Here is a 23,529-nt window from a genome sequence, read left to right as displayed (position 1 = left end):
ACAATGCGTGCCACTAGCTCAGCTGGATAGAGCGTTCGGCTACGAACCGAAAGGTCGGGGGTTCGAATCCCTCGTGGCACGCCATATATAACGATGATTAGCCGCTTTGAGCGGCTTTTTTTATTGTGACAGCTTTGTAAATAATAGAACTTGCTATTTATAAAGGTTAAGGTTACACTAATGGTAATTATTGATGTTTTATAAAAAATGAAGGGAGGGTATTTTGTGCTGGGAACCGAGTTTGATAATATCACTATTTTTCAGTTAAGGCTTTGTCTGAGCATTCAGGAATATGGCAGCTTTACACGAGCGGCTGAGGCTTGCCATATTACACAGCCTACATTGAGTAAAAAAATATCTCAGTTAGAGGAACAATTAGGGCTGGATTTATTTGTTCGCGGAAAAAATACAACAATACGCCCAACACCGGCAGGTGAGGTGTTATTTAAAGAATGGCGAAGCATACTGAAGCATATGGAGCGATCATTACAATATGCCTATGAAATTCAGGAGAATGACAATCCTACAATTCTGTTCAGTTCTATACCGTCAATTGACACAAAAATCTACATTCAGCCTTTGGTAGAGGCTTATCTGGGAAAGCTGCCGAATAGAATATTTCGTTTTGAATTAATGAATATTTCGTTTCAGGCATCAGGACTCCTTGATGGAAGTATTGACATTGCGATGGTACCGATATTTCGTGAAAATTTATTTAAAAGTCCTCCTTTGGTCAGTAAAGTTATTTTAAACTGTAATTGGCTGGCAGGTATGCTTCCTTCAAATGTTCTCGCATCTAAGACATCGCTGACAATGCACGATCTTGCAAAACAGAATTTTATCTTACCTTCACCACATCTCTTTTCCGACTATTATTCAATGATCGAGGAGTGCTGCTTAAAGGCAGGTTTTACTCCGAATGTGACATTTACCACGCAAAATCATATGAGCTTACCAATGAATATAAGGACAAATAATGAAGTGTTTTTTGTTGAAAGCTATTCGCGGATTGTTGGCGACACTGGTTTTGTGTTTCGGGAAGTCACAGATATGAAAGGCGGGCTTTTGCTCTGCTGGAATGAAAATAATAAAAAGTCAATTGTAAAAGATTTTGTGAAATACGCCACTAATTACTTTAGTAAAATACGGTTTAAATAAAAATGTTTGTAAAATCTCTTTTTCCTACTGGAAAAGAGATTTTTTTTTGTAAATTACTAAACTGTACTTTTCGCTATGCCGATATCGAATAAATGATTCCATTTAGCACTTTGCCATTATCGTAAAAATAATATATCATACCAATATAAAGAAAAACATTATTTGGCCAAAATGTAATGAAAGGTAGTGGCTTTTTATAGAGGAGAGAAAAGTCTTTTAAATTTTAATAAAAATACCATTTTGATTTGTTTGAATAGTAATAATAATAAAAATATTTAAATATTTAAATAAATTAAAGCAATTAAAGCAAGAGCACCCACTTAGCTGTTGTTTGTATTAATACGCTAAAGATGATTTAAAAATAAAAGAAGGGGAAATTTACGATTTTAAAGGGAAAATTAGTATGGAGGAAAGGGAAATGACAGAAGAAAAGAAACAAGATAAGCGCGAATTGTCAATCTATCCGTTATCTGAATTAGGTGGCGGAGTATTTAAAGCCTATTTCACAACGTATATTTCAATGCTGATGACTTCGGTCTACCAGTTTCCAGTTGTTGTTGCTGGCATTTTGGAAACGATACAGTCGGCGATTCAATGGTTTGGGAGCCCGATTATGGGAACTGTATATGATCGGTTTTCATTTAAGAAAGGAAAGTTCTGGCCATGGTTTTTGATTGCCGGAGCTGGTACAGGAATTTTATATATCATTGTATTTGGTATGCCCGTTATATTTGAGGATCCTTCAAAGCTTGTCATTCCAGCCGCGATTTTTATTGCTTTAGCGGCCTTTATGTCTTCAGCTTTAAGTACATTAGGTCTTACCATTTATATGTATGTGGCAAAAACAGAAAAAACGCGTTCGTTTTTGGCAATGGTAGTGAAAATTTGCAGAGATGGTATGAAAATTGTGGTTGGATGGGTTTTCCCGGTAATGCTGACCTATTTCATTACATTTATGCCAGAAATGAATGCCTGGGCCATGATCGCTGTGATTTTGGCGGCTGTGGCCATTGTAATCTTTGTTATCGCTTCGGTTCTCACAAAAAATTCTGAAATCGAGCGCGAAGCACAGACAAAAACACTTCAAAGAAAGAAAAAGACACCGATCCTTAAAACATTCAAAGGAATCCTTACAAACCGTGCATTGCTGGTTACCTTCCTGGCGATGACATGCAGTAAAGTGTTTTTCTTTTTCCATATTACCGGCGCAGCCTACTTTTGGCGTTATTACATGAACAATTTTGAAATGCTATCCATTTTTAACGTTGCTTTCAGTTTAGCAGCTATTATTGGAGCTGCATTGATGCCGACGATTTTAAAGATCTTTAAGGACACAAAAAGAAGTTACGTGTTTACTATGTTTGTTCAGGCAGGTCTTTATGCTGTGAGCTTATTGATTGTGTCACCGGAAAATACAGTCGGAACCATTGCGATTTTATCCGCGGCAAGCTTCTTTAATGGGATTTCAGACGGTTTTATTTTGCCGCTGTTTGGACAGGCGACAGATTATAATGTCTGGAAAACCGGAAATAAAGATTATGGCCTGACCATGTCTACCTATTCAATCTCGATTCGTGCAGGAAATGTCGCTTCTATCACGATAAGAACAAGCTTACTTGCAGCAGCGGGATTTAACTCAAAGGCCCTGGCTGGTGGCGCAGCGGTTCCAGCAGCTGTACAGAGTGTCCTTTACAATTTGAATACATTGTTTCCGCTGATTCTTGCGTTAGTGATTGCACTGCTCGTATTATTTTTAAACCCAATAAATGACAAAAAAGCAGAACAGTACCGTAAGGAAATTAAAGAACGGGATATGCAGGAAGCAGCATCATAAAATTTAGAGAATTAAGAAGAGGAACAATAAAAATGGAAAAAGTCAATTCAATAAAAACAACAAATATCCTTGAAGATGCAAACGAAAATCAATGGCATGCTCAACAAAAACAACAAGTTTTCCGAGATGTTTATACCAATATAATACCTGAGAGAGTTCCTATAAATGTTTCATTAAACACAAATGTTGTGGCCGGATATGCTGGTGTTCCAGGAGGAGAAGCGTTGTGGAATCCGTCGATTCTCGAAGACGCCGCAATGGAGCTGGCCGACAGAATTCCGACAGATGTGTCGATCTTTGCCGGCGGGCATCTCGTCCCATCCTTTTATCAGGCAGCGGGATCAAAATGTATGAAAATCAGTTCAACCGGTCTGATGCAGCATCCAAACCATGTTGGAATGTTACCCGAAGATTATGACGCGTTCATTGAAAATGCTTATGACTGCATTATCGAAAGAATTTTGCCAAGAAATTATACTGGACTTGATTTTAAAAAGGAGCCAGTCAGAGCAATGTTTACGATCGCCCAGGGAATGGAGGCAAAAGCTCAAAATATGGCCAAAAACAAAGCTTTAGGTGAGAAGATCAGAAAAAAACATGGCGGATACGTTGTTCAACGTGCTGGATGTTATGCCGCAGCAGATATTTTGACCGATTGTCTGAGGAGTTTGTCGGGCATGGCAATGGATATTCGCCGCAGACCGGATAAGGTGGAGGCGGCAGTGAACAGTGTATACCCTTTAAACTACAAGGTGGGTCTGCCGTCAAAAATCACGGATGAAATGCACGTCTTTTTTCCGCTTCATTTGGCAACATATCTTAAAGAAAAAGATTTCAAACGTTTGTGGTGGCCTACTTTTTATCGTCAGGTGACGGACTATGCTTCCTTGGGTATCCATTCACACGCATTTTGTGAACATGACTGGATGCGCTATTTAGACTACCTTCAGGATCTTCCGACCAATACGGTTCTTCAATTTGAACATGCAGATCCACAGTTAATCAAAGATAAGCTCGGGAGAAAGCATATTCTCACAGGGGGATTCCCATTGAGCATTTTAAGGACAGCGACGAAGCAACAATGTATTGATAAAACAAAAGAGTTTTTAGATATTATGATGCCAGGAGGAAAATTCATCTTCCAGTTTGATAAAAACCCACTAACCTTTGGAGATATCTGCCTTGAGAATTTGGAAGCTGTTTGTCAAACTGTATATGAATACGGCCGTTATCCTAATGCTGGAGAAAAGGCAGGTCAGGACTTTAACCGCAATGACTACACGCACTCACCAGAGGCACCGTTTGAAAGCAAATACTACCGTACATGGGATGAGTATCTCAGGGAAAATCCACTGACACCGGAATGCGCTAAGGCTGAAGTGATGGCAGCAGAAGATATGATCGTAAAATTTATTTACTCCTTATGTCAGTAAATTAAGAAATGATTTTTAAATGAGGGGCTGAAAGGCTAGGCTGATCAGTCTCTCATATTCCATGCAGGTTTAAAAATTTGAAAGCCTTCTGGCGATTAAAGGATAATGAGGTTACAAAATATGAAAAAAAAGCTTGGAAAAAAATATATGTTATGGGGTATAGCAGATGTAGGAGAAGGCTTAGTTGCCTTCATCTCAGGAACCTATCTTTCTTTTTTTATGACAGATGTTGCCTTGATTCCGCTAAGCATTACGTCAGTCGCGATGTTTGTTATGAGTGCCAGTGATTTTATTCTTGCGTCCACAGCCGGGACTCTTATACTGATGCTTCCAGAGGGGCGTTGGGGAAGGCTTCGGTCTTATTTGCTGGTCTGTCCCGTTATCGCCGCGGTATTTTTTGTGATACACTTCATATCTTTTGGAAATAATATCATTATCACTGCTCTGGTTATTACAGCTGCCTACATACTGGCAAGGTGTATGTATAATTTGACGTTCGTTGCAAATCTCTCCTTGATTAACGTCATTGCGACAAATCAGACAGAAAAAAATCAGCTGAGCTCACAGCGCATGATCGGTTCAAATCTTGGGCGAATGCTGGCAAATACAGTTACCCCTGTTTTGATTACTCTGTTTGCAGTTCAATATTCCGAGCGGGCCCTGTACCCGATGATTATGGCTGGCGGAGGCGTTATATATATTCTTTTTAATTGGGTTCATTTTTGGCTTGCCGGGAAGCGGGAGAAGGCGGCAAATGATTATTCAGAACTTAAGCTAAGGGATGTATTTTCCGCCCTGGTGACAAATGCCCAGCTGTTTGTTATCGTTTTAATTGATCTGACCAGCAATGTCACCTCCATCGTGCTGCCTGCTTTAGCGGTATACTATTATAAATATGTATTTCAGCAACCTCAGCTAACCGCGCTTCATATGCTTTTAACAGGCGTTGCTGCTCTTGGAGGAGCAATGCTTGTTCGGATTGCGGGTTCAAAGATACAATCACCGAGAAAGATACTTTTGTTCGTTTATCCGATTATTGCGATTTTTATTTTCGGTACCCGGTTTTGTACATGGAGTCCTTTTTTATTTATGGGTGCCAATATCATTTTTCATGGCCTGACGGGAACCACACAGCCCTTTGAGTTAAGCCTTTATATGGACAATGTTACCTATATAAAAAACAATACCGGAAAAGATATGAACTCTCTGGTTATGGGGTTTTCAAATATGACAGTAAAAATTGCCAATATTATAAAAAGTCTACTGATTCCCATCACACTAATGTTATCCGGGTATGTAGCGGGGGAAGCAAACGAGGCCGTAAAATTGGCTATTATTAATGCCTATTCCATATTTCCAATGCTATTTCCATTACTAGGTTTTTTCTTGCTTCGCTTTTGTTATAAATTGACAAAATAAATAATTTTTGAAACCATGTATAATATTTTAGAAAAGGAGGGGCTTTCTAAAATATATTCATGTGTACAGCACGTGGTACGCAGTCTCCAATTCCCTCAAAATGAACTCACCTGCCACTACCGCGTCCTCGATGGTCAGGTAGTGGGACGCGCTTTTGCTTAGCAGTAGCTTACCCTCGGGTGGAAACTCATCGTCATCAAACCAGATCTTTAGCGCGATGGGGTAACAGGGAAGAAAAGGGAGAACTGCGCAGAGGTCTGCGTTTGACGGAACAAAGGCCGCGTCCAGTTTCTGGAGGGCGGCTTTCACCTGCTCAGGCCGCCTGCCTGTAAGAAAAGCGCGCAGGGCCTGGGCGGCAGTGTGGTCAAACTTAGTGCCGCGGATCAGGCCCTCCTGTTGGTCGGCAAAGGGAACAAAGGCGTCGGAAACCGGTGTTTCGTCCGCCAGATCCAAATAGTGGAGCAGGACAAGGTGAAACCACTCGTCGATGGTCCCCTTACATTCAAATTCGGGATAGGCGAGGGGATAGGTGCGGCCAAGGCTGGGGATCGTGAAAACCGCGTCCTTCGGAGCAAAGATAACGCCTGCTTTGCGGGCAAGGTCATCCGGCGGACGCTGTTCCAACCGCTTTTTTGCAGACTTGAGCATTTCATTAAAGGCCCGGTTATTCTGGGCTTGTTTTGGGTTTGATGGGTCGGCCATGTTGGGTTCCCCCTTTAAATTTTTATAAAATTGCCTTTCTATCAGGTTACTATTTATAGTAGCTTATTTCCCTGTAAAAATCAATCCGAAAAGTACTGGTGATATTTAAATAAAAAAATATAAATCTGTTGCTGTTTTAAGAAGTTTGTCTGCAAAGAGTAATGGCGATAATGAGCACAGCACAAAAAGTGCGCCACCGTTTCAGTTTAGATCAAACGGTGGCTTTTGCAGATGTCGTATTAACAGTTATTGTTTAAGCGGTCATTATGAGTATTATGCCTATTTAAATAGATGATTACAATAAGCACATAAACTCCGATAATTAGGTTTGACAATGGTGGATTTGATTGCAGTAAGTAGATGACTTGAGTTGCTAAAATAATGTAAGTCACAAAAAGCATGATTTTTCTTTTCCTGAGAGAATACTTTTTCTCAAATCCTGATTTTTTCCATTCTTCAGGATATTTTTCATCTATTTTTAAAATGCCTGCCATCGGAATAATCAAAGAAAAAATTGTTAAGCCAACCGCAATTTTTGATAAAATTGTTAAATCAATATCAAATAAAATTGGAATCAAGCCAAAGAGATAAAAGACTGTCATTAAAATGTAAGGAACATTATATTTGTTTTTTAAAGTAAATAATTTTGGGAACCAGCCATCCACACAGGGTTCGATCAGAGAATTTGAATACCATACGAAGCTTGAGTTTAGGGTAGTAACGAGTGCACCTAAAGCGCCTCCGACGATAAAAACAATTTTCAAAGCTGGTATCGGGAAGATTACTCCGGCCGATACAGAAAGCGGCATTCCTGCTGCTTTTTCTAAAGGAAGAACTCCAGAAGCGACAAAACCAATCAGCATATAGAGAAGGCAGACGCCAAGCGTTACAAAGACAACCACTTTAGGGATTGTTTTACTGGGATTTTTAATAGAAGGCGCAAAGTCAGTGATAATATAAGATCCACCGAGAGCAAAGAAAAGCAGGCTTACAGCTGTGTAAAAACCCTTGAAACCGCCAGTAAAAAAAGTACCGTCTCCAAAATCAATAGGTGCGGCTTTTGGAACACCAAAGATGACATAGGTTAATAAGCCAATCATTAAAAGAACAAATAGAATATTCTGTATTTTGGCCGCACACTTAATTCCAAATAAGTTTATGATAAAAAAGAGGCTTAAAACAGAGATACCTATAAATTTAAGCAATAGGGGATCGTTTAATGCTGGAATTAGCGAGGCAAGATATTGTGCAAAGGATATGCCAAAAATGGCAATGGTTATTCTGCCAGCAAAATAAATATAGGCAAAGAAGCCGCCAACTTTATTTCCGATTAACTCTTTTGAATAGGTGTAAGCAGCACTTGTCCTTGGTAGAACGCTGCTCAAAAGAACGAGGGGACGAACTGCAATCAAAAAGAGTATGGCAGTGACTAAAAAAGCGAGTGAGATACTTTTGCCAGTAAAGGCGATTCCGATTCCTGTTAGCGTGATAATTCCTGAACCGATTGTAAAACCTGCCGCTAATGTTAAGGTTTCAAAAAAGCTGATTTTGTTAATTTTGTCATCTGACATAGGGAGTTCCTTCTTTCAATGTCAGGCATTTACCTGATTAGATTTTTTTAGAAAAATCTGGATTATACACCCAGCAGCAGCAACAAAAGTTCCAATACCAAAAGCTAAAAACATAAAGCGTTGCGAAGGATTTCCTGATAAAATCCCGATCCACTGCTGAATATAGGCCGTAGCGAAGCACCCAAAATACATGGCAGCGGAAGCAATGCTAATTGCTTTTTGGCGAAGGACAGGTGGGATATTCTGTGAAATTGAAATGAACAGTGACGGAATCATCAAACCGTAACCAAAGCCAATAAGTGTGTTACTAAGCATGGCCAAGCCCATACTGTTCGCAAAAGAGAGAATAACAAAGCCGGCGCCCATTGTGATACATGAGAATAGAGGCGTGAATTTTTTGAATATTTTTTTAACATAAACAAGAACAAAACCAGCGACAAAACCAGCAAAAGTCAGCAATGCCATTGTTATACCAAGGAGGCTTGGATTGCCCCAGGGTTCTGAATTTACAAAAATAGCCATATTGGTAACTGTTACCAGGGATGCTGCTTGTGCAAGAAACATAAAAATACAGATGGAAAAAAGCGCTTTTGGCATTTTCGGAAGGTTTGCCTTGTTTGTTTCAGTCTTGTCCGGTGGAATATTTGGAACACCAATGATGACCAGGACTAGAATTACAAAAGCAACGCCAAACCCAAAGAAATTATATTTCCAGTTAATGAGTGCTAAACTTCCGCCAATAATACTGCCAATCATCGAGCCAATGTTAGCAAGGCCTTGTGACCATCCGAGAAGTTTTTCCCTTTTCTCTGCCTCATAAAGCTCTACAATCATGGATGTAGCTTGTGGTAAGATCAACCCGACACCCATGCCCATGATAACTCTGGATAAAATGATCATGTTAATATTAATAAAAAGTCCACCAGCCATTCCTGCACCGCCGTAAAGGAGCAAACCAATGATTACAACGTTTTTTTTAGATGTCTTTTTTGCAAGAAATCCAGAAACAAGACTAAAGATGGACACCGTGATGTACATATATGTCAGAACAAGGCGAATGGTTGACATTTCAGCTTCGGGAAATGCCCCTTTCATAACGCCTAACGCAGGGGCCAATAAAGATCCGCTTAAATATAAAAGCAAAGAAACAGACAATACGGAAGCGAGGTTAAAATTGTTTAATTCTTTTTTCATTTTTTTACTCCCTTTTTACATCTATATAAAATGATAGATGTCTTATAAATTAAAATCAGATTAAAAAGTATTTAGCATGATAAATAAAAACATTTCTTGATTAAGTGCATCCCATTCTTTTCCGATAATTTCATCATCTTCCTGTTGTGTTGTATGACTTTTTTTATAATCTTCCCAGCATTCAAAATAATTTGTAGGTATCATAATACGCTCCTTTTAGTAAATTCCATAATCTTGAATTAATTGATAAACTGCTTTCAAATTTTCAGGTTTAGCATCCTTTATGTTGGTGATTTGTTTATCAGTGGTAAAGATATAACCGCCGCCTGGGGCAAGAATATCAATGATCTCTTTTGCTTTATTTACACATGCTTCGGGCTCGCCCATTCCGAGTAATGTTAAGGGATAGAATCCAGATACGACCATAGTATCGCCGAGCATTTCCTTCGCCACTTTCGGGTTACCAAACTCAAAGATGCCAAAAATTTTGTTTTTGGGAAGCTCCTGGAGACAATGATAAAATCTTTCCCAATTCCCCTCGAATTGAATGACAAGGTTAAATCCCTTATCCGTTAAGTCTTCAACCAGCTTTTTAAAAGTTGGAAAATAAAAAGTCTCAAAATCTTTTGTTTTCAGGAAATGAGGAACCAATGTTGGCATAAAAATAAACGGAAAGCTTCGATCTGGCGAGCGGAAACTTAATTCACCAGTTGCGGTTAATAGTGGCAACAAGGCGTCGCAGGTTTCGAGAATGGCTTCCTTTTCACGCCGAAGGTCCTTAAAAAGACCAACTAAGCCACGAACCGAACTCCCGAGATAATCCAGAGGCGCTTTTGTAAGATTTGTATAAATTAGCGGGACACCAGCATTTTTACCAACCAGCATCTTTCCAGCGCCCAGCTTGCCCAAATAACTGGAATTGGCGGCATAAGCTTTAAGCATTGTATACATATTCATTGGGAAACCTTCATCCATTTTACCGAGTGAACGAGGTAAAACCTTTTCAGCGATAGTTTTAAACGGATCGTTAATCAAATCGGTCAGTTCATTACTTTCTAAAGTATAGATTTCCGGATGCTGCAAAAAACCTTCCTGACTTTGAACAAAATTTTTGGATTCCGTCATGCGATAGAACATGCCGCCTTTGGTATAAATATTGCCAACGCCATCACAAATGACCGTTTCAAGCATTTCGGAAGTACAGTTTAGCAGCAGCTCAGGATTATAGGTTGCTTCCTTTAAAGATTTTCCCTGAAATTGAACGGCGTAGAGAGCATCAAGCATGAGATAGGAAGCAACCCTTTTGACAGGGCGGTGATTTAGAGTATCTTTATACAGGTGCACTCTTTCATCAAATAATTCTTGTTTGTCCATATAGACCTCCTTTTGTTTTTACCGCGGTAAAAAATACGGTATTATTTTACCGCGGTAAAAACAGCTGCTAAAAAAATACAGATGTTATTTTACCGCGGTAAAATCTGTTAACTGAATTATACAGGGGTTTTACAAAAAAAGCAAGTATTATTTTTAATTTTGTGTTATAGTTACTACAGATTAATAGCTTTAGCAGTAAGGAGAAGATAGATGGATTCTAATTTACGGGACGAGATACTCCAGTGTTCAAAAAAATTATTTTACCAAAATGGCTACAATAACACATCAATTCGCCAGATCGCCAATGCTTTAAATATACATCATCCGAATATATACTATTATTTTAAGAGCAAGAAGGACATTGCCTTTGCTGTCTATGGAAATATTTACCAGGAATTAAGACAAAAGCTAACAAAGTGTATACCGATGAGAGATGTCTATTTTACAGGCACCTATTTGAGACTGCACTATAAAATATTTTACTGGAATAAAAAACTATTTACGATGTATTACGATTTTACAAAGGAAAATATCGTTCAGGAATATGTAAGACCCTATGCGATTCAAAATTATCATTTGTATTTAGAAGCTTTTGATCTGGAAATATCGGATAAAGAATTAGACACCTATTTTTCCATCGCTTCAGCGGTGGAGTTCCGCTTTGTTGAAGCGTTGATAAAAAATACAAATGCAATAAGCTTTGAAGAAGCGGTTGATCTTATTATAAAAACACCGCTGCTGTATATGGGGGTTCAGAAAGAAAAAATTGAAGATGTTCTGGTGCAATCTTTTATTAACGCGAATAAAGTTGATTTTGATGTTCTGGAAAAAATCGTGGATGAGTTTATCCCATGTTAAAGTGTTTTCTGTTTTAGGTGGCGGCGTAAAAACACAAAAAAAGCTTGTGAAAACCTTTTATCTCTGCTATACTATATCCTATAAACGTACAGAAAAATTTTAAAAGTGAATAAAAAATATTAAAGCTTGAAGGCTGTTGATTTGATTGTAATCATGGCTTTTGAGCTTTTTTTGTTGTGCGATAAAAAAGTAAAGGTAGAGTTTAGTGAATCGAAGAGAAGAATTTTGGGTGAAATGCTGGAGGGACGCAGCGGAAAAATCTCTGTACCGGGAAACCTTTCCGGAGGAGCGTAAATGCTGGGATGCCTCGGCGGACTATTATGATGCGGGTATGGGCAGCAGTAACGAGCGGGTAGAGGTCCTGCTCGGGTATTTAAAGCGTCAGGGCTTTTGGAATGGATCGAAAAAACAGATACTGGATATCGGCAGCGGGACAGGCGCTTTCGCGCTGCCCCTCGCGGCGTGTGGCGCGGCAGTGACGGCCTTGGACTGCTCGCCGGAGATGAACCGCATTATCTGCCAGAAAGCGCAGGAAAAAGGCGTTAATGTGAAGGTACAGACTGGTGATTTTAACCGGCTGCCGTTTGAAGCGCGGGCCTATGATCTGGTAATCGGCAGTATGAATCCGGGCCTTTATCATCCAGAACCCTTTTTAAAAATGCTGAGTCTCAGCAGGGATCTGGTGGTGTATGTTGGCATTTGTGACACGCCCGCCAAAAAGAAAGACAACGGGAGCTGTAAATCCTTAGACGAAATCTTGCTCGGACACACCCTGACCCACAGCGGCAGCAACCACGTGAAGTACCCCTGTCAGCTTTTAAAAGCGATGGGCTACAGGCCCGTTGTGCTGCCAGTACAATGCCAGTGGCGCTGTGCGGAGGAGGAAGCTCTGGCAGTAGACCGACTGATCCGCCATTATGAGACTGTGGAAGCAGGGATCACCGTTAAAAACTGGCGTGAGGCGATCCGTGATTATGTAAAAGACGCTTTACAGGAGGGATGTTTTATCAACGAGGGTAAAACCGTTATGGGCGTTTTAGTCTGCTCGCTAAAACAAGAAGAGACAGCGCTGGAGATGACCGTATGAGAAAAGTGCTTTATTATCTGCTCCGCGCCCTTGCGTTAATTCTGGTCGCAGTCAGCCTGAACTTTTTATTAGTCCATCTGATACCTGGAGATCCGCTGCTGCACATACTGGGGGAAGAAGAGTATTTTACACTCTATTACAATTACCCAGAGATTCTGGATAAAGTGAGAGCTCAGTACGCTTTGGATGGCTCTCTCTTTGAGCAGTATATCCGCTTCCTGTGGAATACCGTCACCCTCCAATTTGGAAAATCCTATATCAGCGGCCAGAATGTGGTTCAGGTGGTGTTGTTCCGATTGCGCTGGACCCTGGTTCTGTCGGTGACCGCTATTATCCTGTCCGCCTTTGTGGGCGGCGCCTTAGGCATTTTTGCAGGGTACCATAAAGGCGGACGGGCAGATTCAGCGCTGACCTTTGTTTTTCTGCTGTTCGAGACAATACCGGCCAACTGTCTGGCCCTCATCGTTCTGGTGATCTTTGCCTTTAATCTGCATTGGTTTCCCGTTGGCGGAATGGCTTCAGGCGGGTTGACAGGGTGGGCGAAATTTGCGGATACCCTCTACCATATGGTGCTTCCAGTCAGCGTGTTAGCCCTGTTTAAAACATCGACCAATTTTCTGATGATGAAAAGCTTTGTCTCGCAGATTCGGGATGAAGAGTACATCATCACCGCCGAGGCTAAGGGGCTGCCCCGGCACAAGGTGCTGTTCAGGCATGTGCTGCGCAACGTGGCCGTCCCCTATGTGACACTGCTGTGTATGCAGTTTGGCTATATGCTCTCAGGCTCAATGCTGATCGAAGTTGTTTTTTCATGGAAAGGCCTGGGAACCCTCATCTACGACGGCGTTATCCAGCATGACTATCCAACCGTTCAGCTGTGTTTCCTGCTCATTGCGGTCTGCGTCATCTTTTTTCAATTTATTGCAGACATTCTCGCGTGGAAATTTGATCCGAGAATAAAGGACGGTGCGGTCATTCATGAAGCTTAAAAAACAGGCCTTGAAAGAAGTGCACCTTTGTGTCTGGATCGGGACGGCGATTCTGGTTTTCTTTGTCTTTGTCGCTGTTTTTGCAGAACAGCTTATGCCCTATGGGATGGAAGCCCTCACAGCGCCCTTTCAGAGACCATCCTCAGAGCATCTGCTTGGAACGAATGATATCGGGCAGGATATTCTCAGCGAGCTCATTCTCGGCACCCGGACCACCCTGCTGACAGGAATCACCGCGGCAGCATGTATTATTATTATCGGCACAGGCATCGGTCTGGCAGGCGGTTATTTTGGCGGCCGGCTGGATCAGGCCTTGCAGTCCCTGACAGCCGTGGGGATGACCATCCCGCAGCTGCCCTTTGCCATCGTATTTGTAGCGTTTATGGAGCCGAGCATGTGGAACATTGTGATCGCGATCTGCGTGACCGCGTGGCCGACCACAGCCCGCCTTGTCCGGGCAAAGGTGCTGGAAGTCCGCCAGCTCCCCTTTGTCCGGGTCGAGGAGATGATGGGACAGAAATCCAGCGTCATTATGCTGCGGCACATTTTACCCAATATGAGTGACATTGTCCTGATGCGGGCAACCCTGGCAGTAGCGACCTCAATGGTAACCGAGGCGAGCCTGAGCTTTTTGGGGCTCGGTGTCTATAACCAGAAAAGCTGGGGCTCCATTTTATACTATGCCTTTCATAAAAATGGTGTCGTGGCGGGCTACACCTGGTGGTACGTGCCGCCAATCATCTGCATTAGCCTCTGCATCTTTGCCTTTGTGCTGATCGGCTATTATGGGCTGGGAACCAAGAGCCCTGGAAAACGTGAGGAATATCAGGTAATACAATGATTGAGATCAAAAATTTGACCATACAATTTAACAGACAGCCGCCGGTAGTGGAGGAGATGAGCCTTACCGTGCCAGAGGGAGGACGCACCATTATTCTGGGCGAATCCGGCAGCGGCAAAAGCGTGACGCTGGCGGCTATATTAGGCATTTTGCCAAGTGACGCTGCAGTTCGGGGAAGCATAAAAATCGGCGGCGCCGAGATGCTGGGCCTCAGAGAGCGTGAGCTGCGTAAAATAAGAGGAAAGGTCATCGGCTATATTCCGCAGGGAAGCGGAAACGGGATGAATCCGCTGATGACTGTTGGGGAACAGGTATCCGAACCCCTCGTTGAGCACAGCGGCCTCAAAAAAGGCGAAGCCCTTCAAAAGGCAAAAGCGTGGATGGAGAGGCTGGGCCTGACGCCAGCCGACAAACTGGCAAAGGCATACCCCCATACCCTGAGCGGCGGCATGCGCCAGCGCGCCCTCATGGCAATGGGCGCAGCAGGAGGCGCGAAAATCCTTTTGGCAGATGAGCCCACAAAGGGTCTGGATGAAAAAAGAATCGCAGAGGTAGAAAAGCTTTTGCTGGCGCTGGAGGATCGCACATTGCTGTGCGTCAGCCATGATATCCGTTTTGCCAGCAGGGTTGCAGATACCGTCTGTGTCATGTATGGCGGAAAAACCGTTGAGGTGGCGCCCGCCAAAACATTTTTTAAAGAGCCAAAGCATCCCTACAGCAAAATGCTGCTGGAAGCGCTGCCAGAAAACGGCCTGAATTGTCCGGGCGGCTATGCGCCCTCCATCAATAAACGCTTTGCCTGTACCTTTGCGCACCGGTGTCCACAGGCCAGCGGAAAATGCCTGGAAACGCCGGAGATGACCAGAGTAGAGCAGCATAATGTGAGGTGTCATCTCTATGGGGCTTAAAATTGACCGTGTATCACACCGCTATCCTCAGCAGGAGGATTTTGTCTTAAAAGATGTTTCAATCACATTGGAAGACAGCCAGATTGTGGGTCTTTTAGGAACAAGTGGAAGCGGAAAATCAACATTGGGACAGATCGCCGCCGGGCTGCTCCGCCCAGTGCAGGGGAAAGTGCTCTATAACAATGAGCCCTTTCAGGCCCTGCCCGCCAGGGAAAAAAAACGGAAGCGTATCCAGATGATTTTCCAGCACCCAGAAGTGTCCTTTAATCCCAGAATTTCACTGGATAAAAGCATGGAGGAAGTTTATAAGCTCTGCGGCAAAGCGTACAACACAGAAGCGCGGCGCGAAATGGCTGGGCAATTTGGTATTTATCCAGAGCAGCTGAAGCGGGTACCGGCACAGCTTTCAGGAGGTGAGCTCCAGCGCCTTGCCATTGCAAGAGCGCTTTTGCCAGAGCCCGACATCTTAATACTGGATGAGCCCACGTCCATGCTGGATGTGATTTCACAGGCGCAGGTCATGCGGATGCTGCTCGCGCTGCAGAAAAAAAGAAAGCTGTCCTATCTTTTTATTACCCATGACGTAGCCCTCTGCCGTTATGTGTCAGACAAGATTTATACCATTGAAGAGGGCGTCATTGTTGAAGACAAACAGCTCAATTCGGCTGTTGTTTAAAATAACCATTTACAAAGGAGTAAAAAAGAAATGAAAATTAAAAGAGTGATTGCGGCCTGTTTAGCAGCCGTGATGGTGGTGCTGCCTCTTTCGGGCTGTGGAAATGCCAGCGGGGAGCAGCAGGGGAACGGGTCAGGACACGTAGAGGTGCTGCGTATCGGGACAACCTACAAAAACGATGGCTACAGCGCCATGAACAGCGAGAGCGCCTATGGCCGCCTCAACTACCATTCCTTCTCACAGCTGAATTTATGGCGTTTTGATGAGGAAGGAAAGCTGACCGGAGACGGGTGTTTTTTCAAAAAATGGGAGATCAGCGATGATAACAGGCAGGTTACCCTCCATTTCGACCCCTTGGGAAGCCTAAAATGGCATGACGGCGAGCCAGTGACCATCGAAGATGTGCTGTTCACCTTCGACTACTACAAGCAGCAGAACATGACCTGGTTCCTAAAGATCACCTCCGTCGACCAGATCGACGATACCAGCATCCGCCTGAATTTTGACGAGGACGAAGCCTTTGCGTTCATGAACGAAGCAACCCTGTCCTACTACATTTTACCAAAACACATCTGGGAAAACGTCACAGAGTCCAAAAAGTATACAGAACCCAACGCCGCAGTCGGCTGCGGACCCTATAAATTCGTTTCAGCCGACGAGGACGCCCAGACATCCTACTATGAAGCAGTAAGCGACTATCCGTTGGGAGAGATCACCGTAGATAAAGTCGAGCTGAAGAGCTTTGACAACCAGTCCTCCCTGATCATGGCAATGCAGTCCGGAGAGATCGACGTCATGTACGGCTACTCATCCTCATTAGATACCACACTGCTGCCAACCATCGAAAGCGACCCCAATATAGACCCGGGAGAAAGCCTGAATTCCGCCACCTATCAGATTGTTTTTGGGTTCAACCAATACCCGACAAACGACCTCAATTTCAGAAAAGCCGTGCGCTGTGCCCTGGATTACGAGCTTCTTGCGCAGTCCATTGGCGGCGGACACGGACAGGTCGCCAATGAAGGCGCTGTATCTCCGGCGTGCCTGGGCTATGACAGCAGCCTTCCGGAAAACAAACGGGATCTCAAAAAAGCGGCCGAACTGCTGGACCAGGCAGGCTTTGTCGATAAAGATGGCGACGGCATGCGCGAGCTTCCAGACGGCAGCCCCATGAACGTAAAAATCGCCCTTCAGGGATCAACCGAAATCTATAAGCGTATCGCAGAGATGATCCAGACCAATCTGGCAGAAGCAGGAATACAGGTATCCGTTGACGAGCAGACCATTTCAAACCCCGACTATACCAAACAGCTGAGAACCAACAGCGCTTATGAAATCTATCTGGGCATGACCACCGTCGGCATTGCAAACTGGACAGGCATTGCCAGCTACATCGCCGATATTACCATGACCAGCAACCAGCATTTTGGAACCTACGCCGCTCCAGCCTATCTGGACGCCTATTCAGGAATGATGAAATCCAAAAACTACGACGAATACAGCGCAGCCTTCAAGGATATCCAGAAAATGAATTCCGAAGAAGCCCCAGGTATTGCCCTGGCCATCATGAAAACCTACTTCCCTTACCGCACCGATAAGATCACCGGCTGGGTAAACTACCCATCACGCGGAGTGATCAACGGCGAGACCTGGTATAAGGCCGTCGCAAAATAATACGCCAAGCCCGAAAAAAACTGCATTAGACCTTCCGGTTTAATGCAGTTTTTTCCTATAAGCACCAGCCCTCAAAAGAACCAGGTTGAAATAATATACCAATATAACATTGCAAAAAACACCATTAAGCGATATAATAGGTTTTAAGAAAAACAAAAAGCGGCATCCGGCGCCGTGCTACCAACACGGGCCGGCTTGCGTAGTGGTGAACGAGCACCATACACAACTCCCCAAAGGAAAGTACCGCATACTTATTATAGGCCATTTGTACCCAAATTACAAGGCCCACAGCGAGTATCGGCCATTGACTTTAAGAGATAAACTGTGTATGGATAAAGCCATACACAGTTTTTTGTTTTTCTGGAAGCTGTGACCCAGAAGAAGGCCGGACGCGCGCGGCCTTCTGTCACAGCGGATTCCAGAAAACAATAGATAGAGAGGGAAAACACATGCAGCCACTCGACTACAAGGCCATTGGCCTCAGAATCCGCAAACAGCGAACATTTCTAAACATGTCCCGCGACGAGCTGGCAAGAAAGGTCAGCATCACCCCCACCTTTCTTGCCGATATCGAGCTCGGGACAAAAGGCTTTTCCCTAAAGAGCCTGAACCGCTTCTGCGACGTATTAAAAATGTCCGCCGACGCCATACTTTTTGGCCCCAGAGAATACATGGGGACCAAATATTCAGCCATACTGGAGCTTTTAGAGCGCTGTCCGGCCCAAAAAGGAAAATACGCGGAAGAAATTCTGACACTGTTTTTACTCAGCCACGACCCGGTGGAGTAGAAAAATTCGTTGACAAACGGCATTGAGCAGAAGCGCTTAAGGCCGTTTTTATTTTGCGCATAAAAAAAGACCAGCCAACGCTGGACATTCAAGTATAATCTAACAGGTTTGTCTCAGATGGCTGCGATCTACAAAAAAGATAGGGGTAGTATCGTGCCCTGAGAAAAACGTTAGATATCAGATTACAGCTCAAGTATACCATACCAGTGCGCCATATGCAAAAATCCTTAAAGGAAGGTGTAAAAAATAAAGAAAAAAAGCGGGATGATTAAAGGATCATACCAGGGGTATAAATACTTCTGAACACACATACCTCTTACTTAGATTAAGCGAAATACCTAATCTCCCCCCAATACTTTTCCTTTCAAGCGCCTCCGGTTTCCTAAACCGGGGGCGTTTTTTTATGCCCGTCGAGCAGTTTCATATTTCTCCTTGTACTTTAGTAAGATATCGTCTATAATGAGAACAAGCACTAAAATTAAGCAGACATTATAATATTAAAAATGGAAAATGGGACAATGGCTGTCACCCATCAAAACCCTGAAGGCCGTATACGTACACGCGTATGCGGCCTTCAGGGTTTTTTGTTTAAGAAAGAGGCGCGAAAATGAAAATACCAAGAGACTGGATCGAACACCTTTCACTGCTCAAGAACATTCAGACCCACCCCGAGGATTATGAGCCTGTAAACACCGGCTATGAAGACAAGGAGGGGCGGGAGCTCATCGGCGAATATATTTTTCAGGGACAGGCGGCAATTACAACCTGTAAGCACTGCGGCGGCGCGCTCAGGCCCAAAAAGCTCAGAGCCATCCGCCGCAGAGGCCGGCTCCATATTGTTAACGGGCGTCCCAGACCTGTGGAGGTAGAGGGCGGAAAGCTGATCCTTCTGTGGCTGTGCAGCCGCCAGTGTGAGGCCTGCGAAAAAAACCAGCGGGTATTTCCGCCCAGCGTCCTGAGCTGGGTGCGCTGCGCCTTAACGGTGGTAGTGAGTGTGCTCGCGCATTTGTTTGAAAACGATGAGCTAATGCATACGGGCAGGCTGCGGCGAAAACAGAACCGGCCATGGGACACCCTGGACTTTTACGGCGAAAACAACACCGTCTACCGCTGGCGTAGGCGCCTTCGTCTGTGGTTTGAAGGAAAAATGCTCAAGGAATAGAAAAAAGTTATATTGTTAAAATAATAACCATCAATCGGAACTTTTTCGTTTTGTAAAAGTTGAAATATTATTGTATCCTGTTACCTGTAAGACAAAATCATTCCAATTTTACAGGAGGTTTACAATGAATCGTAAACAGACAACCCCAAAAACCGAAACGGACAAAAAAGCATTCAAGCCATGGTGTGGTTCGTGCGCCCTGAAACAGGAGGACCGTATTTTAGGCAGCTTCGAGACCCTGCCCGCCATTGACAAACGCATTGAGCTGTGCTTTCTGGAAAAGCAGCTGGACGCCCTGCGGCAGGACTATGAAAAAAAGGCCCGGATCTATCTGAGGGAGACAGAGCCGACGCCCCCGCCAGAGAACCGGCTGATGGAGGAGGAGCTGGAATGCAGTGTGGAGCACCTCGTCAAAAAGCTTCAGGCTCAGGGGCTGGACATCGGCCTGTACGAGTTTTATGCCTGGCTGCGGAAAAAGGGCTATATCCGTTACCAGAAAAACCGGAAGCTTACCCAGGTGCCGACCCAAAAAGCACTGGACGAAATCATCATGCTTGATGAGGACAGGATTAGGATCACGCTCTTTGGCCAGCTCCTGTTCGCCAAAATGCTCTTCGAGGAGCATGGCATGGATCCCAAGGCGGTGCGCCTGTGAGTCACGATATCCTGAACCTTGAAACCTGCTACTGCCATACCGCCTATATTTTTGGCAAAAGCCATGAGCCCCTGCGCGCCATGATCGTGGGCGGCCGCTCCCTGGCCTGGCATATGGAGGACCTGGCCGTCCTGCTGGGCCTGGACGATGAGGACGGCTTCCTCGATAAGCTGCGGAACAACCGGCGTGTGGGTGTATGGCGCCGCCATTTTCCCTCCAGAGACGACCCGATGCGGTTGGAGGTCATGGAGTTTGTGGACATCGGCGGCATGTGCGACCTGCTGCAGTACGCCCGCGACAGCGGAAAGCTCACCCCGGACGAGGCAAAGGACTGGCACTTTTTCCTGGACGGCTTGATGATCATGCAGCTGCGAAAAAGCCAGGGCTGCGGCACCGCGCACCTGCTCTTTTCAACCCGATGAACTACCTGACCGAGCTGCTGGCCTTTTACAAATGGCTGGAGACGCACCCCCTGAGCCCGCTGCTCCAGGCCTATTGGCACCTGCTCATGTACACCAATAACAAAGCCGCCATCCAGGCCGGTGATGGTCTGTGGTACTGGCCCATCCGGTTTAAGATTGCCAATGCCCGGGTGTGCGCCGCCCTGGCGCTTGAAAACCGCTTCCAGGTGGCGCGCGCAAGGGCGCACCTGGTACGTCACGGACGCCTGCACTATCACCCGCACGGTGGAAACAAAGCCGGTGAGTACGAACTCATTCCCTTTGACACGGAGCTTTCCACCCTGTGGATAACCCGCCCAGAGAGCGGCAAGCGCACACAGGTCTGGACGCAGCCCCGCACACAGAGCGCACGCACAGGCGCACCGTTAATAAATCCTGTAAATAATAAACATGCTTCTCGATTGTATTCTAATCAGGAGGATGCGCCGTTTATGCCCCAGTTCAATCTGCTGCCCCAGATCACCGAGGAAGAAAAAGCCGCCATCCGGGCACAGTACCCCGGAGACGACGTGGCTGCCTTTAACGCCATCTGGGCCGCGAGAGAAGAAAAACAGAAAGGAGAAAAAACATGAACCGATACGGGATTGGCCCCGGTGTGGTAAGACGGAGAAGAAGCTACCTGGTCGAGGCCGAGTGCCGGATGCAGGCCGGCTTTTACGCCCGCAGCGCCGAGGAGGCCGAGGATGCCTTTAACGAGCTCAGCGCCGCCGTCGAAGACCGGTTTCCCGGCCTTGTGCTTGAGATTACAGACGTCTATGAGGACGCATAGGAGGCTTATTGAAAGAAAAATACGCGTTGATCGACACCTGGGTCCAGGAAGCAAAAAACAATGACAAAGCAGCTAAAGAGCAGCTGATCAACACCTTTAAGCCCCTGATCCTGTCCGTTATACAAAAATACATCTACGACACAGACGCCTATGAGGACGCCCTGCAGGACGGCGCCCTGGTCGTGCTGGAGGCCGTACAGGCCTACGACCCGGATTTAGGCGTCGTCTTCCCCTTTTATCTGAAAAACCGCCTGTTCCATCATTTTGTCAATGCGGCCAAAGCCATCAAAAAACAACAGGAAAACGAGCGCGCCGTCACAGGCGGTGGGGAGGATGGGGAAAACAGCCTGGAACAATATCCAGATGCTGGGCCATCGCCAGAAAAAGAAATGGTCAGACAGGAAAAAAACGCAGTGCTTGAGCAGATGCTCGCAGAAATAAGAGCAGAAAGAGCAGACGTTATCCGGCTGCGCTACTTTGAGGAAAAAAGCCTGAATGAAATCGCCCAGATACTGGACATTAGTCCTTGCCTGGCCGGCGTACACGTGCATCGGGGAATAGAAGCCCTGAGAAAAAATAAGTACCGCCTGCAATAAGAATAATCTTTCAATAAAAACAACCAAAGCAGCAAATTTGGTTGTTTTTATTTTTTTTGAAATAACTGTAAAATTTCCACCCTTTTTTCCATTGTAAGAGTGTAAGGCAAAACGCCGAAACCAAAAACAGGAGGTAAGCACATGGCAATTGAAAAAACAGTGGAATCGGTAGGAATGAAGATTACCGTCAATCATGGCGAAGTGGGAGGAAAGATCGTCAAGTCCTCCAAGACCTACGGCGACGTTAAAGAGGGCGTGACCGACGACGCCTTTGTGGCCACCGCCAAAGCCATCACCGGCATGCAGGAGCCCATCCGGGAAAAGCAGGTGAAAGTGACGGCCGAAGAGATGATCGAAGTGGCTTAACAGGATTGGAACCCAGAGCACAAATTAAAAAACCAGGAGGAAACAAAACATGGCAGCAACAACCAGCAAAGATTTAACCATCACCTTTCAGCGCGCAGACGGGAAGGATCATAAAATCACCATCCCAGATTACAAGGACGGCATTACCGACGCCGAGATCAAAACCGGGGCCCAGGCCATCGTGGACCAGGGCGCCTTTGAGCCCGACGGTTTTGCCCTCGCCAAGGTCGTGGGCGCAGTGCGGGTAGACACCACCAAGACCGACGTGGCAGTGGAGTAAGAGAAGCGGTAGAAAAGGGCGAAAGCCCTTTTTTAAGTGGAAGCTTAACCGTTGATACAGAAAGGAGATTCCATGAAAAGTGTGCACAAAGGTATTTTTATCTTATTAATAGCCATGGTAGTCATTGTGACCAGTGGTGTGTTTTTTAAAAGTTTTCAGACAGGGTCAGAGGCGTCAGTTCCCCAGCCATCGCCCCCGGCACCTCAGCAGGAGCGCGCGCCAGAGACCAGCGTACCAGAACCAGAGCCACCATTACCGCCGGAGCCCGAACCCCCACCCGACGGGGCCGTCATCGACCACCCGCTGCCTGAGGACCCCATCCTCACCAACGGCCCCTGGGCCTCGGCCCACTTCCTCATGGACGAGTACGCCTGCGACTGCGCGGGCTACTGTGACGGCTGGCCCGCGGCCATGGACCCGGAGCTGCTGGAAAAGGTGGAGACGCTTCGGTGTTATTTTGACCAGCCCATCATCATCACCTCCGGTGTTCGCTGTGAAAGACGCAACGCTGAGGTGGGCGGCATCCCAAACTCCTGGCATCTGTCCGGCCACGCGGCCGATTTGTACTGCCCGGGGGTGCCTTATGACGAGGTGGCTCGGGCGGCCAGAGAACTGGGGCTTGGGGTCATCGAGTACCCGGACCAGCAGTTCGACCATGTAGAAATCTGGAGTCAGAAAGTATAATCATTCTTTAAAAAGGATGTCATGGATGACGCAATTATGATATAATATGA

General features: G+C 45.2%; 26 protein-coding genes and 1 tRNA gene. 22 read left to right on the top strand and 5 right to left on the bottom strand.

Features of this window, described 5'->3' with window-relative positions; translation table 11 throughout:
- Positions 1-7 precede the first annotated feature (7 nt).
- The 5 genes from B2M23_RS01840 (at position 8) to B2M23_RS01820 (ending at position 5,844) form a co-directional block, all read left to right on the top strand.
- Positions 8-84, top strand: a tRNA-Arg gene (locus B2M23_RS01840).
- 141 nt (positions 85-225) lie between these two features.
- Positions 226-1,158, top strand: a complete 933-nt coding sequence (locus B2M23_RS01835) for a LysR family transcriptional regulator (protein WP_038351059.1) — start codon at positions 226-228, stop codon at positions 1,156-1,158.
- A 418-nt stretch (positions 1,159-1,576) separates the two neighbouring features.
- Positions 1,577-2,992 carry an MFS transporter gene (locus tag B2M23_RS01830; protein WP_038351058.1) on the top strand — a complete coding sequence of 472 codons (1,416 nt, stop codon included), beginning with the start codon at positions 1,577-1,579 and terminating at the stop codon, positions 2,990-2,992.
- A 32-nt stretch (positions 2,993-3,024) separates the two neighbouring features.
- On the top strand, positions 3,025-4,425 hold the full coding sequence (locus tag B2M23_RS01825; protein WP_146209137.1) for a uroporphyrinogen decarboxylase/cobalamine-independent methonine synthase family protein: 1,401 nt from the start codon (positions 3,025-3,027) through the stop codon (positions 4,423-4,425).
- A 120-nt stretch (positions 4,426-4,545) separates the two neighbouring features.
- A complete protein-coding gene (locus tag B2M23_RS01820) occupies positions 4,546-5,844 on the top strand; it encodes an MFS transporter (RefSeq protein ID WP_038351057.1) in 1,299 nt (432 codons plus the stop codon).
- Positions 5,845-5,901: 57 nt separating this feature from the next.
- On the opposite strand, the gene B2M23_RS01815 is transcribed toward B2M23_RS01820, so the two are convergent.
- The 5 genes from B2M23_RS01815 to B2M23_RS01800 form a co-directional block, all read right to left on the bottom strand.
- Positions 5,902-6,546: a DUF3786 domain-containing protein gene (locus tag B2M23_RS01815; protein WP_038351056.1), complete on the bottom strand. Its 645-nt coding sequence runs from the start codon at positions 6,544-6,546 to the stop codon at positions 5,902-5,904.
- A gap of 239 nt (positions 6,547-6,785) precedes the next feature.
- Positions 6,786-8,117, bottom strand: a complete 1,332-nt coding sequence (locus B2M23_RS01810; protein WP_038351055.1) for an APC family permease — start codon at positions 8,115-8,117, stop codon at positions 6,786-6,788.
- A gap of 21 nt (positions 8,118-8,138) precedes the next feature.
- Positions 8,139-9,311: an MFS transporter gene (locus B2M23_RS01805; protein ID WP_038351054.1), complete on the bottom strand. Its 1,173-nt coding sequence runs from the start codon at positions 9,309-9,311 to the stop codon at positions 8,139-8,141.
- A 60-nt stretch (positions 9,312-9,371) separates the two neighbouring features.
- Positions 9,372-9,515 (bottom strand): hypothetical protein, encoded by a 144-nt coding sequence (locus B2M23_RS21050; protein WP_167617725.1) that lies wholly within the window; start codon positions 9,513-9,515, stop codon positions 9,372-9,374.
- Positions 9,516-9,527: 12 nt separating this feature from the next.
- Complete coding sequence (locus B2M23_RS01800; protein ID WP_038351053.1) at positions 9,528-10,685, bottom strand: uroporphyrinogen decarboxylase family protein; 1,158 nt, start codon at positions 10,683-10,685, stop codon at positions 9,528-9,530.
- A gap of 210 nt (positions 10,686-10,895) precedes the next feature.
- Between B2M23_RS01800 and B2M23_RS01795 the strand changes: the two genes are divergently transcribed.
- The 17 genes from B2M23_RS01795 (at position 10,896) to B2M23_RS01715 (ending at position 23,479) form a co-directional block, all read left to right on the top strand.
- Positions 10,896-11,543, top strand: coding sequence for a TetR/AcrR family transcriptional regulator (locus tag B2M23_RS01795; RefSeq protein WP_052237082.1), 648 nt, complete (start codon positions 10,896-10,898; stop codon positions 11,541-11,543).
- A 205-nt stretch (positions 11,544-11,748) separates the two neighbouring features.
- A complete protein-coding gene (locus B2M23_RS01790) occupies positions 11,749-12,630 on the top strand; it encodes a class I SAM-dependent methyltransferase (protein WP_146209136.1) in 882 nt (293 codons plus the stop codon).
- Complete coding sequence (locus tag B2M23_RS01785; RefSeq protein ID WP_038351051.1) at positions 12,627-13,619, top strand: ABC transporter permease; 993 nt, start codon at positions 12,627-12,629, stop codon at positions 13,617-13,619. The genes B2M23_RS01790 and B2M23_RS01785 overlap by 4 nt, the downstream gene beginning before the upstream one ends.
- Positions 13,609-14,460: an ABC transporter permease gene (locus B2M23_RS01780; protein ID WP_038351050.1), complete on the top strand. Its 852-nt coding sequence runs from the start codon at positions 13,609-13,611 to the stop codon at positions 14,458-14,460. Before B2M23_RS01785 ends, B2M23_RS01780 begins: the two co-directional genes overlap by 11 nt.
- On the top strand, positions 14,457-15,368 hold the full coding sequence (locus B2M23_RS01775; protein ID WP_038351049.1) for an ABC transporter ATP-binding protein: 912 nt from the start codon (positions 14,457-14,459) through the stop codon (positions 15,366-15,368). Before B2M23_RS01780 ends, B2M23_RS01775 begins: the two co-directional genes overlap by 4 nt.
- The gene (locus tag B2M23_RS01770; protein WP_038351048.1) at positions 15,358-16,044 is read left to right on the top strand and encodes an ABC transporter ATP-binding protein; all 687 of its coding nucleotides are present in this window, start codon (positions 15,358-15,360) and stop codon (positions 16,042-16,044) included. Before B2M23_RS01775 ends, B2M23_RS01770 begins: the two co-directional genes overlap by 11 nt.
- Before the next feature lie 30 nt (positions 16,045-16,074).
- A complete protein-coding gene (locus B2M23_RS01765; RefSeq protein ID WP_052237081.1) occupies positions 16,075-17,718 on the top strand; it encodes an ABC transporter substrate-binding protein in 1,644 nt (547 codons plus the stop codon).
- A gap of 449 nt (positions 17,719-18,167) precedes the next feature.
- Complete coding sequence (locus B2M23_RS01760) at positions 18,168-18,506, top strand: helix-turn-helix domain-containing protein (RefSeq protein ID WP_038351047.1); 339 nt, start codon at positions 18,168-18,170, stop codon at positions 18,504-18,506.
- Positions 18,507-19,113: 607 nt separating this feature from the next.
- Positions 19,114-19,668, top strand: coding sequence for a hypothetical protein (locus B2M23_RS01755; protein WP_038351046.1), 555 nt, complete (start codon positions 19,114-19,116; stop codon positions 19,666-19,668).
- Positions 19,669-19,792: 124 nt separating this feature from the next.
- Complete coding sequence (locus B2M23_RS01750) at positions 19,793-20,323, top strand: hypothetical protein (RefSeq protein ID WP_038351045.1); 531 nt, start codon at positions 19,793-19,795, stop codon at positions 20,321-20,323.
- Positions 20,320-20,745 (top strand): hypothetical protein, encoded by a 426-nt coding sequence (locus B2M23_RS01745; protein ID WP_038351044.1) that lies wholly within the window; start codon positions 20,320-20,322, stop codon positions 20,743-20,745. Before B2M23_RS01750 ends, B2M23_RS01745 begins: the two co-directional genes overlap by 4 nt.
- On the top strand, positions 20,742-21,356 hold the full coding sequence (locus B2M23_RS01740; protein WP_038351043.1) for a hypothetical protein: 615 nt from the start codon (positions 20,742-20,744) through the stop codon (positions 21,354-21,356). Before B2M23_RS01745 ends, B2M23_RS01740 begins: the two co-directional genes overlap by 4 nt.
- On the top strand, positions 21,353-21,553 hold the full coding sequence (locus tag B2M23_RS01735) for a hypothetical protein (RefSeq protein ID WP_038351042.1): 201 nt from the start codon (positions 21,353-21,355) through the stop codon (positions 21,551-21,553). The genes B2M23_RS01740 and B2M23_RS01735 overlap by 4 nt, the downstream gene beginning before the upstream one ends.
- A gap of 8 nt (positions 21,554-21,561) precedes the next feature.
- A complete protein-coding gene (locus tag B2M23_RS01730; protein ID WP_038351041.1) occupies positions 21,562-22,149 on the top strand; it encodes an RNA polymerase sigma factor in 588 nt (195 codons plus the stop codon).
- Positions 22,150-22,290: 141 nt separating this feature from the next.
- Positions 22,291-22,515: a DUF1659 domain-containing protein gene (locus tag B2M23_RS01725; protein ID WP_013379565.1), complete on the top strand. Its 225-nt coding sequence runs from the start codon at positions 22,291-22,293 to the stop codon at positions 22,513-22,515.
- A 49-nt stretch (positions 22,516-22,564) separates the two neighbouring features.
- Positions 22,565-22,795, top strand: coding sequence for a DUF2922 domain-containing protein (locus B2M23_RS01720; protein ID WP_038351040.1), 231 nt, complete (start codon positions 22,565-22,567; stop codon positions 22,793-22,795).
- Positions 22,796-22,867: 72 nt separating this feature from the next.
- Positions 22,868-23,479, top strand: a complete 612-nt coding sequence (locus B2M23_RS01715) for a YcbK family protein (protein ID WP_052237080.1) — start codon at positions 22,868-22,870, stop codon at positions 23,477-23,479.
- The last annotated feature ends 50 nt before the right edge of the window (positions 23,480-23,529 follow it).

This window comes from Eubacterium limosum (genome assembly GCF_000807675.2).
Lineage (GTDB): Bacteria > Bacillota > Clostridia > Eubacteriales > Eubacteriaceae > Eubacterium > Eubacterium limosum.
This window is presented reverse-complemented; position numbering and strand designations above follow the sequence as displayed.